Origin of the sequence: Alistipes sp. Marseille-P2263 (assembly GCF_018101075.1) — a bacterium.
Taxonomy (GTDB): Bacteria; Bacteroidota; Bacteroidia; order Bacteroidales; family Rikenellaceae; genus Alistipes; species Alistipes dispar.
Genome location: NZ_JAGQEJ010000002.1, coordinates 277,989 through 292,232, shown reverse-complemented (window position 1 = coordinate 292,232; position 14,244 = coordinate 277,989). Strand labels below are relative to the sequence as shown.

Here is a 14,244-nt window from a genome sequence, read left to right as displayed (position 1 = left end):
GAGTAATGAATTGTTCTTCGATACCGGATTACACTCATACTTTGGATTTAGTGGTGGCACTCGGAGGGATACCGAGTGCCTTTTTCTTCCTTTTTCCAACCGATTATCCCGTTAATTATCAATCCGCTAAATCCAAAGTAATGAACAACAAGAAGAAAAACGAGGGTCAGACCGACTTTTCCTATTACGGTCTGTACCTGCTGGACTATCTCCGCACGAACAAGTTTGAACAGGCTGACGACACCGCTTTCATACGGGAACGGGCCGACCGTGCCGCCGAAACGTATGAGAGGGCACGGCTTGAAGGCTATCCCGCCGATGGTGCGCAGGAACTGGCGATGGACACGCTGCTGCGCGGGCTGCATTATTCCCGTTACGCCATCCTCCGCGAAGTCGTGGAAAACGAGTTTGCCGATGAAGTGCCGGAAGAGAAGCGTGAAGCCTTTGTCCTGAAACTGCTGCCGCTTGTCGGCAACGTGTTCTCCGTCTATGACCTCTCGGATGACAATTTCGCCCTGTCTTCCGATTACGACCTGCTCTACACGGAGCTGACGGGAGCAACCGTCCTTTACTTAGACGAATATGGCGTTTAACCGCAAACAGAAACTGCGGGACAACATCGAGGCGATACGGACGGCATTCATCCTTGACAGGGAAAACAGGACAGCGACAACCGAAGAGCGTGCCATACTTCAAAGGTACTGCGGTTTCGGCGGTCTGAAATGTATCCTCAACCCTGCAAAGGAACTGACGGATGCCGTCCGGTGGGCGAAATCCGACCTCGAACTGTTCGCCCCGACGGTGGAGCTGCACAGGCTTATCCGTGAGAACAGCAAGGACGAAACAGAGTACAAGCGGTTTGTGGATTCGCTGAAAGCGTCCGTGCTGACCGCTTTCTACACCCCCAAAGAGATAACCGACACCATCGCGGACGTGCTGGCAGATTACAGCGTCCGCCCCGCCCGTATGCTCGAACCGTCGGCAGGTGTCGGCGTGTTCGTGGATTCCATGCTACGGCACAGCCCCAATGCGGATGTGATGGCTTTCGAGAAGGATCTGCTCACGGGTACAATCTTGAGGCATCTCTATCCCGACCAGAAAATGCGCACCTGCGGTTTTGAGAAAATCGAAAGACCGTTCAACAATTATTTCGACTTGGCGGTGTCCAACATTCCGTTCGGTGACATTGCCGTGTTCGACGCGGAGTTTCAGCGGAGCGACTCTTTCGGCAGACGCTCCGCCCAGAAAACCATCCACAACTATTTCTTTCTCAAAGGACTGGATGCCGTGCGTGACGGCGGTATCGTGGCGTTCATCACCTCGCAAGGGGTATTGAATAGCACCAAGACCTCCGTGCGTAACGAGCTGTTCAGTCAGGCCAATCTGGTATCCGCGATACGCCTGCCCAACAACCTGTTCACGGACAACGCGGGGACGGAGGTGGGCAGCGACCTGATTGTCCTGCAAAAGAACCTCAGCAAGAAGGAAATGTCGCAGGACGAGCGGCTGATGACCGTGATACAGACGGACACGAAAACCGACCTGACCGACAACGCCTATTTCATCCACCACCCGGAACGCATCGTGCATACGACGTCGAAACTTGACACTGACCCCTACGGGAAGCCCGCTATGGTTTATCTGCACGAGGGCAAGACCGCAGGTATCGCCGGGGACTTGCGCCGGATGCTCAACGAGGATTTCCATTACAGGCTCGCCATGCGTCTGTATTCGGGAACAATCTGGCAGTCGGGAACGGAAGAAAAGGTTACCGTTCAAAAGGAGGCGGAGCGTCCTGCTATAAAATTGGAAACGGTATCTTCGGCGCAGACGGTGGAAACTCCGACGGAAAAACCGCAACCCGTTGAGGAAAAACCGGAGATAGAGCCACGTCCGAAATATTCTGACGGGGTGCAGCTCTCCTTGCTCAACCTCTGGGGGATGACGGAAGAGGTCAGCCAACCGAAAACCTCCAAAAAGAAAAAGACGGTGAAAAAGGCAGTTACGGCAAAGTCCACTCCGCCCAAACCGAAAGTCACGGTTACACCGACAGCTCCAACTGCAAAACCCGCTATGGAGAATAAGGAGGTGAAAGCGGAGAACACCGCCAAGCCTGCCGACCCGGACGACATCTATGCAAAGCTGGACTGGGAAACCAATCCTCCCATCAACGGCTTCTACGAGATGATGATGGAACTCACGCCGGAGCGCAGGAAGGAACTTCGGGAGCTGGCAAGGCAGCATAATGAAAAACATGAAAACAGAACGGTTGCGACGATCACGCCGGAAGTACCACGTGAACAACCCCGGCAGGAGGAAACACAGCCGGAAGCAGTCGCCGCACCTGCTGTTACCGATGCTCCACCGGAAACGGTGGCTACTTCCCTTTTTCCCGACATCGAACCGGAAAAGCCGAAGGAGGAAGTCGCGGACCTTACGCCGCGTGCCTACCATCGCACGCCGGAGATGCACCTGCGCGAAGGCTCGCTGGTGGCTGACCGGGGGCGTCATAACATCGGCTATCTGAAGGACATCACGCCATACGGGGCTACATTCCAGCCGCTCGACCTGAAAGGATACCAGAAGGAAAAGGCGTTGTTGTATGTGTCGCTGCGTGACGCCTACGAGCGTCTGTACCGTTATGAATCGCTCCGGCGCGAGGCAAATGTTCCGTGGCGAGAGCATCTGAATACCTGTTACGATGAGTTTGTCATGCGCTACGGCAACCTCAACGCCAAGCAGAACGTGAAGTTAGTGATGATGGACGCGGGCGGGCGTGACATCCTTTCGCTGGAACGGGTGGAGAACGGAAAGTTCGTCAAGGCGGACATCTTCGAGCATCCCGTTTCCTTCTCCGTGGAGAGCCATGCCAACGTAGGCTCTCCCGAAGAAGCCCTGTCCGCGTCGCTCAACAAATATGGCACGGTCAATCTCGACTATATGCGGGAGATAACCGACAGCACGGCGGAGGAGTTGCTCACAGCCCTGCAAGGACGCATCTATTACAATCCGCTCGTGACCGGTTACGAAATCAAAGACCGCTTCATAGCCGGGAACGTGATAGAGAAGGCGGAACGCATAGAGGCTTGGATGGGCGAAAACCCCGAAAGTGAGCGTATGCCGGAAGTGAAACAGGCGTTGGAGGCTCTGAAAGATGCCGAACCGCCGCGTATCGCCTTCGAGGATCTGGACTTCAATTTCGGGGAACGCTGGATTCCGACGGGTGTCTATGCCGCCTACATGAGCCGGCTGTTCGACACGGAGGTGAAAATCGCCTATTCCGCAAGCATGGACGAGTTTTCGGTTGCGTGCGGCTACCGCACCATGAAAATCACGGACGAGTTTCTGGTAAAGGGGTATTACCGGAACTATGACGGTATGCACCTCTTGAAACACGCCCTGCACAACACCTGCCCCGACATGATGAAGTCCATCGGCAAGGACGAGCATGGCAACGACATCAAGGTGCGCGACAGCGAGGGCATACAGCTCGCCAACGCCAAGATTGATGAAATCCGCAACGGTTTCTCCGAATGGCTCGAAGAACAGTCGCCGCAGTTCAAGGAACGGCTGACGACAATGTATAACCGCAAGTTCAACTGTTTCGTGCGCCCGAAGTATGACGGCTCGCACCAGACCTTCCCCGACCTCAATCTGAAAGGCTTGGCAAGCCGGGGTATCAAGAGCGTCTATCCCTCGCAGATGGATTGCGTCTGGATGCTGAAACAGAACGGCGGCGGAATTTGCGACCACGAGGTGGGAACCGGCAAGACGCTGATAATGTGCATCGCCGCGCATGAGATGAAGCGTCTGAAATTGGCACATAAGCCGATGATTATCGGGCTGAAAGCCAACGTTGCGGAGATTGCCGCCACCTATCAGGCGGCATATCCCAACGCACGTATTCTGTACGCTTCGGAGAAGGACTTTTCGACCGCCAACCGTGTGCGCTTCTTCAATAATATAAAGAACAACGACTACGATTGTGTCATCATGTCGCACGACCAGTTCGGCAAGATACCGCAGTCGCCGGAGTTGCAGCAGCGCATCCTGCAAGCGGAGCTTGACACGGTGGAGGAAAACCTCGAAGTGCTGCGGCAGCAGGGAAAGAACGTGTCGCGGGCTATGCTGAAAGGTCTGGAGAAGCGCAAACACAACCTTGAAGCGAAGCTGGAGAAGGTGGAACATGCCATAAAGTCACGCACGGACGACGTGGTGGATTTCAAGCAGATGGGCATCGACCACATCTTCATAGATGAGAGCCACCAGTTCAAAAATCTGACGTTCAACACGCGCCATGACCGTGTGGCGGGACTGGGCAACAGCGAGGGAAGCCAGAAGGCACTGAACATGCTCTTTGCCATACGCACCATACAGGAGCGCACGGGCAGAGACTTGGGAGCGACCTTCCTTTCGGGTACTACCATCAGCAACTCGCTGACGGAGTTGTATCTGCTGTTCAAGTATTTGCGTCCGAAGGAGCTGGAACGGCAGGACATCCGATGTTTCGACGCTTGGGCGGCGATATTCGCCAAGAAGACGACGGATTTTGAATTTAACGTGACGAACAACGTGGTTCAAAAGGAGCGTTTCCGCTACTTCATCAAGGTGCCGGAACTTGCCGCCTTCTATAATGAAATCACGGACTACCGCACGGCAGAGGACGTGGGCGTAGATCGTCCCAACAAGAATGAGATACTGCACCACATACCGCCCACGCCGGAGCAGGAGGACTTCATACAGAAGCTGATGCAGTTCGCCAAGACTGGCGATGCCACACTTCTGGGCAGGCTGCCGCTTTCGGAAACGGAGGAAAAGGCGAAGATGCTTATCGCCACCGACTACGCCCGCAAGATGGCACTCGACATGCGCATGATAGACCCGCATTATGAAGACCACCCCGATAACAAGGCGAGCCACTGTGCCAAGATGATCGCGGAGTATTACCAAAAATACGACGCGCAGAAAGGCACGCAGTTCGTTTTCTCGGACTTGGGGACATATCAGCCGGGCGACGGGTGGAACGTCTATTCGGAAATCAAGCGCAAGCTGACGGAGGATTACGGCATACCGCCAAGCGAGGTGCGCTTCATTCAGGAGTGCAAGACCGACAAGGCTCGGAAGGCGGTGATAGACGCCATGAATGCCGGAACGGTGCGTGTTCTGTTCGGCTCCACCTCCATGCTCGGAACGGGTGTGAACGCACAGAAAAGGTGTGTGGCAATTCATCATCTCGATACGCCGTGGCGACCGTCCGACCTGCAACAGCGTGACGGACGCGGAGTTAGAGCCGGAAACGAAATTGCCAAGCATTTCGCCGGGAACAACGTGGACGTAATCATCTACGCGGTGGAGAAGTCACTGGACAGCTACAAGTTCAACCTCCTGCACTGCAAGCAGACTTTCATCAGCCAGCTCAAAAGCGGTGCTATGGGGGCGCGTACCATCGACGAGGGGGCAGTGGACGAGAAATCGGGCATGAACTTTTCGGAATATATGGCGTTGCTATCCGGCAACACCGACCTGCTGGACAAGGCGAAACTTGAAAAGCGCATCGCCTCGCTCGAAGGGGAACGCAAGTCGTTTAACAAGGGCAAGCGTGATTCGGAGTTCAAGTTAGAGTCGAAGACGGGCGAGTTGCGTAACAACACGGCTTTCATAGATGCCATGACGGAGGACTGGAACCGCTTCCTTTCGGTGGCGCAGACCGACAGGGAGGGCAACCGCCTTAATATAATAAAGGTGGACGGTGTGGATTCCGCCGATGAGAAGGTTATCGGAAAGCGTTTGCAGGAGATAGCGAAAAACGCCACTACGGGCGGGCTTTACACACAGGTCGGAGAACTGTACGGTTTTCCGATAAAGGTGGTGAGCGAGAGGATACTCAAAGAGGGATTGGAGTTTACCGACAACCGCTTCGTGGTAGAGGGGAACTACAAGTACACCTATAACAACGGACATCTGGCAATGGCTGATCCGATGGCTGCCGCCCGAAACTTCCTGAACGCGATGGAGAGGATACCCTCCATTATCGACCAGTACAAGGCGAAGAACGAGGTGCTGGAGAGGGAGATACCGCAGTTGCAGGAGATAGCGGGCAAGGTGTGGAAGAAGGAGGACGAGCTGAAGCAGCTGAAATCCGAACTTGCCGCCCTTGACCGAAAAATACAGCTGGAACTTGCGCCGCCCACGCCCGAAGTCGCCGAAAAGGAGAAAGAAGGGCAACAGGTCAAGCCGGAAGCGGAAGATGTGAGGAACAGGCAGGCGCAATATCCCGAAAATGCACCGCCGCAGATACGCAGTCCGGCGGATAGTATCGTTGCCAACCATGTCATAATCGGGCGTCCGGGACTGTATGCCAAGGAGGAAACCCGGTTCAAAGGATTGAAAATATAACCTTAGGAATTTTATCTGAAGTATTAATAAGGGCTATCCCAAAAGGTCTAAAAGTAAATTTTATCCTTTCTGCAAGTATCTGTAGGATGGCAACTGCATTTTTTTCTTTTTGGGCAGCCCTTATTAAAATTTATTCTTATTTTAGGTTATATACATTCATGTCCATTTATGTAAAAAATCCTGCTGACCTTGTTTATGTCTTGTCAGTCACCATTTGCAAAACCATATTTGACCCTCAAAGAGGCTGAATTTGATAAGCAACTTGCTACATACTCATAATAAGGAGCTAAATAGAACACGAATGGGAAATACTCAAATGCCAAACTAAAGAAGATATTGGCCAAAATAAACGCTATACCGAGAGAGAAACTTGATTTTTCAACTTCCTAAAACAGTGTTGTTCAAACATTTCTACTTATTTGTACTTGCCAGTTGAACCTACGTTTCCCTAATAAAATGTCTATGGTAAAAAGTTAAAAAATCCTCCTACTTTTGTTAGATATATTTTTTTGTGTAATTTTGTAATCGTTATGCGGCAGTAATAATATACATATTAATACGAGTTAGGAATCCTGTAGTTCTCATATGCTACGAGGAGGTATTAAAAGGTGCGTTTCGACAATGCATCTATTGTAGTATATTATTGCTTAATCCAAATGAATATTATAAATTTAGGAATTCTTGCTCACATTGATGCAGGAAAAACTTCCGTAACCGAGAATCTGCTGTTTGCCAGTGGAGCAACGGAAAAGTGCGGCTGTGTGGATAATGGTGACACCATAACGGACTCTATGGATATAGAGAAACGTAGAGGAATTACTGTTCGGGCTTCTACGACATCTATTATCTGGAATGGTGTGAAATGCAATATCATTGACACTCCGGGACACATGGATTTTATTGCGGAAGTGGAGCGGACATTCAAAATGCTTGATGGAGCAGTCCTCATCTTATCCGCAAAGGAAGGCATACAAGCGCAGACAAAGTTGCTGTTCAATACTTTACAGAAGCTGCAAATCCCGACAATTATATTTATCAATAAGATTGACCGAGCCGGTGTGAATTTGGAGCGTTTGTATCTGGATATAAAAGCAAATCTGTCTCAAGATGTCCTGTTTATGCAAAATGTTGTCGATGGATCGGTTTATCCGGTTTGCTCCCAAACATATATAAAGGAAGAATACAAAGAATTTGTATGCAACCATGACGACAATATATTGGAACGATATTTGGCGGATAGCGAAATTTCACCGGCTGATTATTGGAATACGATAATCGCTCTTGTGGCAAAAGCCAAAGTCTATCCGGTGCTACATGGATCAGCAATGTTCAATATCGGTATCAATGAGTTGTTGGACGCCATCACTTCTTTTATACTTCCTCCGGCATCGGTCTCAAACAGACTTTCATCTTATCTTTATAAGATAGAGCATGACCCCAAAGGACATAAAAGAAGTTTTCTAAAAATAATTGACGGAAGTCTGAGACTTCGAGACGTTGTAAGAATCAACGATTCGGAAAAATTCATCAAGATTAAAAATCTAAAAACTATCAATCAGGGCAGAGAGATAAATGTTGATGAAGTGGGCGCCAATGATATCGCGATTGTAGAGGATATGGATGATTTTCGAATCGGAAATTATTTAGGTGCTGAACCTTGTTTGATTCAAGGATTATCGCATCAGCATCCCGCTCTCAAATCCTCCGTCCGGCCAGACAGGCCCGAAGAGAGAAGCAAGGTGATATCCGCTCTGAATACATTGTGGATTGAAGACCCGTCTTTGTCCTTTTCCATAAACTCATATAGTGATGAATTGGAAATCTCGTTATATGGTTTAACCCAAAAGGAAATCATACAGACATTGCTGGAAGAACGATTTTCCGTAAAGGTCCATTTTGATGAGATCAAGACTATATACAAAGAACGACCTGTAAAAAAGGTCAATAAGATTATTCAGATCGAAGTGCCGCCCAACCCTTATTGGGCCACAATAGGGCTGACTCTTGAACCCTTACCGTTAGGGACAGGGTTGCAAATCGAAAGTGACATCTCCTATGGTTATCTGAACCATTCTTTTCAAAATGCCGTTTTTGAAGGGATTCGTATGTCTTGCCAATCCGGGTTACATGGATGGGAAGTGACTGATCTGAAAGTAACTTTTACTCAAGCCGAGTATTATAGCCCGGTAAGTACACCTGCTGATTTCAGACAGCTGACCCCTTATGTCTTCAGGCTGGCCTTGCAACAGTCAGGTGTGGACATTCTCGAACCGATGCTCTATTTTGAGTTGCAGATACCCCAAGCGGCAAGTTCCAAAGCTATTACAGATTTGCAAAAAATGATGTCTGAGATTGAAGACATCAGTTGCAATAATGAGTGGTGTCATATTAAAGGGAAAGTTCCATTAAATACAAGTAAAGACTATGCATCAGAAGTAAGTTCATACACTAAGGGCTTAGGCATTTTTATGGTTAAGCCATGCGGGTATCAAATAACAAAAGGCGGTTATTCTGATAATATCCGCATGAACGAAAAAGATAAACTTTTATTCATGTTCCAAAAATCAATGTCATCAAAATAATGGAGCGGTCAGGAAATTTCTATAAGGCAATACAGTTGGGATATATACTTATCTCCATTCTTATCGGATGTATGGCATATAATAGCCTCTATGAATGGCAGGAGATAGAAGCATTAGAACTTGGCAATAAAAAAATAGACGAGCTCCGAAAAGAAATAAACAATATCAATATTCAAATGATAAAATTTTCTCTATTGGGTGAAACAATACTGGAATGGAACGATAAAGATATCGAGCATTACCATGCACGGCGTATGGCAATGGACAGTATGCTTTGCCGTTTCAAGGCCACCTATCCAGCAGAGCGCATCGATAGTGTGCGCAGTCTTTTAGAGGATAAGGAACGACAGATGTTCCAGATAGTCCGGTTAATGGATGAACAACAATCTATTAACAAGAAGATAGCCAATCAAATTCCGGTTATTGTGCAGAAAAGTGTGCAGGAACAGTCCAAAAAGCCAAAACGAAAAGGTTTCTTGAGCATCTTCGGCAAAAAAGAGGGAACGAAGCCAACGACAACAACGACTACGCTCCGTTCATCCAATAGAAACATGGTCAACGAACAGAATGCGCAGAGCCGTCGATTGTCAGAACAAGCCGATAGTCTTGCTGCCCGTAATGCAGAACTTAACAGACAACTGCAAGGATTGATTTGCCAAATCGAAAAGAAGGTGCAATCTGATTTACAAAATAGAGAAAGCGAGATAACAGCCATGCGTAAAAAATCATTTATGCAGATAGGCGGCTTGATGGGATTTGTTCTTTTGCTGTTGGTCATTTCCTATATCATCATACACCGTGATGCAAAGAACATTAAACGATACAAACGCAAGACAACGGATTTGATCGAGCAATTGGAACAGTCCGTGCAACAAAATGAGATACTCATAACCTCCCGAAAGAAAGCGGTATATACTATTACCCATGAGTTGCGTACACCACTGACGGCAATAACCGGCTATACCGAACTTTTGCGGAAAGAATGCAATAGCGGTAATAATGGGCAATATATCCAAAATATACTGCAATCCTCCGACCGTATGCGGGATATGCTCAACACTTTGCTTGACTTCTTCCGCCTGGACAACGGCAAGGAACAGCCCCGTCTGTCACCCTGCCGGATTTCTGCAATCACGCACACACTTGAAACGGAGTTCATGCCTGTTGCCGTGAACAAAGGGTTGTCCTTGTCCGTGAAGACTGGACACGATGCCATTGTATTGACCGACAAAGAGCGAATAATACAAATCGGGAATAACCTGCTGTCAAACGCTGTCAAGTTCACAGAAGAAGGCGGTGTTTCTTTGATTACTGAATATGATAATGGAGTTCTGACACTGGTCATTGAAGATACAGGTACAGGCATGACAGAAGAGGAACAGAAACAAGCGTTCGGTGCGTTTGAACGTCTATCAAATGCCGCTGCAAAGGAGGGTTTCGGGCTTGGGCTTGCCATAATGCGTAATATTGTGTCGATGCTTGGCGGAACAATCCGTTTGGACAGCAAGAAAGGGAAAGGCAGTCGTTTCACAGTTGAAATTTCTATGCAGGAAGCTGAAGAACAGCTTGGATATACAAGCAATACACCTGTTTATCATAACAATAAATTCCATGATGTTGTCGCCATTGACAATGATGAGGTATTACTTCTAATGCTGAAAGAGATGTATTCCCAAGAAGGAATACACTGCGACACTTGCACCGATGCTGCGGCACTGATGGAAATGATACGCCAGAAAGAATACAGCCTGTTGCTGACAGACTTGAATATGCCTGGTATAAACGGTTTCGAATTGCTGGAACTGTTGCGTTCGTCCAACGTGGGCAATTCACCAACAATCCCGGTGGTTGTGGCAACCGCTTCGGGCAGTTGTAACAAAGGGGAACTATTGGCAAAAGGCTTTGCCGGATGCCTGTTCAAGCCGTTCTCCATATCGGAACTGATGGAGGTTTCCGACAGGTGTGCCATAAAAGCGACACCGGACGGGAAACCGGACTTTTCCGCCTTATTGTCCTATGGCAATGAAGCCGTCATGCTGGAAAAGTTGATAACTGAAACAGAAAAGGAAATGCAGGCGGTACGGGATGCAGCAAAAGAAAAAGACCTGCAAAAGCTGGATTCCCTGATCCACCACCTGCGCAGTTCGTGGGAGGTGCTCCGTGCCGACCAACCGCTGAATGTACTTTACGGATTGCTTCGTGGCGATGCTCTCCCGGATGGTGAAGCGTTAAGCCATGCCGTGACTGCTGTGCTGGATAAGGGAGTGGAAATAATACGGTTGGCAGAAGAGGAAAGGAGAAAATACGAAGATGGATAAGACAAAAATAATTGTGGTGGAAGACAACATCGTGTATTGCGAATATGTCTGCAATATGCTGTCACGGGAGGGCTACCGCAATATGAAGGCTTACCACCTCTCAACCGCGAAGAAACATCTGCAACAGGCAACAGATAATGATATCGTGGTTGCCGACCTGCGTCTGCCTGACGGCAGTGGCATAGACCTTTTGTGCTGGATGCGAAAGGAGGGAAAGATGCAGCCCTTCATCATTATGACCGACTACGCCGAAGTTAATACCGCCGTGGAAAGCATGAAACTCGGCTCGATAGACTATATTCCCAAACAGCTTGTGGAGGATAAACTTGTCCCCCTGATCCGTTCCATACTGAAAGAACGTCAGGCAGGACAACGCCGTATGCCTGTATTCGCCCGTGAAGGTTCCGCTTTTCAGAAAATCATGCACCGGATAAGGCTGGTAGCCGCCACCGACATGAGCGTGATGATATTTGGTGAGAACGGCACGGGTAAGGAGCATATTGCCCATCTGTTGCATGACAAGAGCAAACGTGCAGGCAAGCCATTTGTGGCGGTGGACTGCGGTTCACTCTCCAAAGAGCTTGCACCGTCGGCTTTCTTCGGACACGTCAAGGGAGCGTTTACAGGTGCGGACAATGCCAAGAAAGGATATTTCCATGAGGCGGAAGGCGGCACGCTTTTTCTGGACGAGGTAGGAAACCTCGCGTTGGAAACCCAACAGATGTTGCTCCGCGCCATACAGGAGAGGCGGTATCGCCCGGTCGGAGACAAGGCAGACCGGAATTTCAATGTCCGCATCATCGCTGCTACCAATGAAGATTTGGAAGTAGCGGTGAATGAAAAGCGTTTTCGGCAGGATCTTCTGTACCGCCTGCACGACTTCGGGATAACCGTTCCTCCGTTGCGTGACTGTCAGGAAGACATCATGCCGCTGGCAGAGTTCTTCCGTGATATGGCAAACAGAGAGCTGGAGTGTAGCGTGAGCGGGTTCAGTTCCGAAGCACGTAAAGCGTTGCTGACACACGCATGGCCGGGCAACGTGCGGGAACTTCGGCAGAAAGTTATGGGTGCTGTATTGCAGGCGCAGGAAGGTGTTGTCATGAAAGAGCATCTGGAACTTGCCGTGACGAAACCGACCTCTACTGTCAGCTTCGCCTTGCGCAATGACGCGGAGGATAAGGAGCGGATATTGCGTGCGTTGAAACAGGCAAACGGCAACCGGAGTGTCGCCGCAGAACTGCTCGGCATAGGCAGGACAACACTATACAGCAAACTTGAAGAGTATGGACTTAAATATAAATTCAAGCAATCATAGCCCGTAATTCACTGAATTTGGCTATCTTTGCATAACATTTGAGAAAAACGGCGATTGGCAGGAGCTTTTCGCCGCCAACATATAGGATAAGACCGCAAGGCGTTTCAAGCGAAAATCTGGTAAATTGGAACTACGGAGACGATTGCGTGATGCTTATGCTATGCTTACGCATAGCGTGCATTCACGTACTCTCCGTAAAGGCTTTACCAGAGCCATCGCTTGAAGGTAGTGTGAATTGCACGCTACTTTTTTACCCTTGCCTAACGAAAGGAAACGATTATGGGTAAAGTTCAGATTCTCGCCGTACTGACGATGGACGGATGTCTTTCTTCAGAGTTATATGATAAAGCACATCAGGATTTGTGCCTTGACCGTTGCGGTCTTGATGAAATCAGGAAGAAAGCCCTTTACCGTGTGACACCGGACTATTCCATTTCAATGCTGCACGAATGGAGAAAAGACGGCACAAACATCCGTTACCTCGCGGAAGCCACACTGGATACGGCAGATTATATAAACGGACTACTGCGTATGCACGCTGTGGATGAAATCATACTATACACCGTTCCTTTCATATCCGGAAGCGGACGACATTTTTTTAAGTCGGCTCTGCCAGAGCAACACTGGACGCTTTCCTCCTTGAAAAGCTATTCCAACGGTGTATGTCGCATTATCTATATCCTTGATAAAAAAGCAAGATAGCCAAAATGTGCGGCAAGCATACATTTCTATTTTCAGGAATAGAATAAATGTTCTGATTACAAACAATTTAAGTCGGAGATAATTTGTCCTTGTGAAAAAATATTGAATTTTATACCTCTGAAATCCAGTACTTTGTAAAATTGAGTGTTGGATTTTTTATTTTCTGCCGCGTTTTTTGCCAATTATATTCATGTGCGCACGCAGAAAACAAAGTGTAATTTTCAAAATTGACAGAACCATGAATTATTTCTTGCTGGCGGAAACCGACTTTTTCCGCCTGATAAACGAAGCCGGTGACTGCAATATGGAAACGGCATACACGGCTTTTGCCACCCAAGTGATCGAACTGTGTAACGGTAGCATGGACGCGAACCTTACCGTCATCGCGCTTGCCTACATCGAAATCGAGTTGCAGCACCATCCCGTGCGCAACCTGTCAGAAGAAAAGAGAGAGATTGCCGCCTATGTCAGCAAGGCCCTGTCTTTCGTGAGGAAGATGCAGAAATTCCTTGCCACGCCCCAAGTGCCGCCACTGATATCCGCCAACAACACAACAGAAACCGCCACCAGCCTCCTGCAATGGACGGGCAATGCCATCGACCTCGTGGAACTTATCTACGGCATCGACGAGATGGGCTGCATCAACAACGGCAACATGCCGCTCAAACAGCTTGCCCCGCTCCTTTACAAGATATTCGGGGTTGAGTCGAAGGACTGCTACCGTTTCTACACCGATATCAAACGCCGGAAGAACGAAAGCCGCACCTACTTCCTTGACAGAATGCAGGAGAAATTGAACGAGAGGATGCTGCGCGATGATGAGTTGGATCGTATGAGGAGATAAAAAACAAATTCATTAGAATAAATCACATCAATTCAATTCATTATTTTGTTATATTAGAAAAAGATATTAACTTTGCATTGAAATTGA

At 48.7% G+C, this 14,244-nt stretch carries 7 protein-coding genes; all 7 read left to right on the top strand.

The window, feature by feature from the left end:
* Positions 1–140 precede the first annotated feature (140 nt).
* The 7 genes from KB554_RS04435 (at position 141) to KB554_RS04405 (ending at position 14,157) form a co-directional block, all read left to right on the top strand.
* Complete coding sequence (locus tag KB554_RS04435; protein ID WP_004304266.1) at positions 141–593, top strand: DUF1896 domain-containing protein; 453 nt, start codon at positions 141–143, stop codon at positions 591–593.
* Positions 583–6,396, top strand: a complete 5,814-nt coding sequence (locus tag KB554_RS04430) for an N-6 DNA methylase (protein ID WP_005790817.1) — start codon at positions 583–585, stop codon at positions 6,394–6,396. The genes KB554_RS04435 and KB554_RS04430 overlap by 11 nt, the downstream gene beginning before the upstream one ends.
* 656 nt (positions 6,397–7,052) lie before the next feature.
* Positions 7,053–8,978, top strand: a complete 1,926-nt coding sequence (gene tet(Q) / locus KB554_RS04425; RefSeq protein WP_004293868.1) for a tetracycline resistance ribosomal protection protein Tet(Q) — start codon at positions 7,053–7,055, stop codon at positions 8,976–8,978.
* Positions 8,978–11,296 (top strand): ATP-binding protein, encoded by a 2,319-nt coding sequence (locus KB554_RS04420; protein ID WP_004348456.1) that lies wholly within the window; start codon positions 8,978–8,980, stop codon positions 11,294–11,296. Before tet(Q) ends, KB554_RS04420 begins: the two co-directional genes overlap by 1 nt.
* Positions 11,289–12,611, top strand: a complete 1,323-nt coding sequence (locus tag KB554_RS04415; protein WP_004293870.1) for a sigma-54 dependent transcriptional regulator — start codon at positions 11,289–11,291, stop codon at positions 12,609–12,611. The genes KB554_RS04420 and KB554_RS04415 overlap by 8 nt, the downstream gene beginning before the upstream one ends.
* A gap of 279 nt (positions 12,612–12,890) precedes the next feature.
* Positions 12,891–13,313 (top strand): dihydrofolate reductase family protein, encoded by a 423-nt coding sequence (locus KB554_RS04410; protein ID WP_004293871.1) that lies wholly within the window; start codon positions 12,891–12,893, stop codon positions 13,311–13,313.
* A 238-nt stretch (positions 13,314–13,551) separates the two neighbouring features.
* The gene (locus tag KB554_RS04405) at positions 13,552–14,157 is read left to right on the top strand and encodes an RteC domain-containing protein (protein ID WP_004293872.1); all 606 of its coding nucleotides are present in this window, start codon (positions 13,552–13,554) and stop codon (positions 14,155–14,157) included.
* Positions 14,158–14,244: the final 87 nt, after the last annotated feature.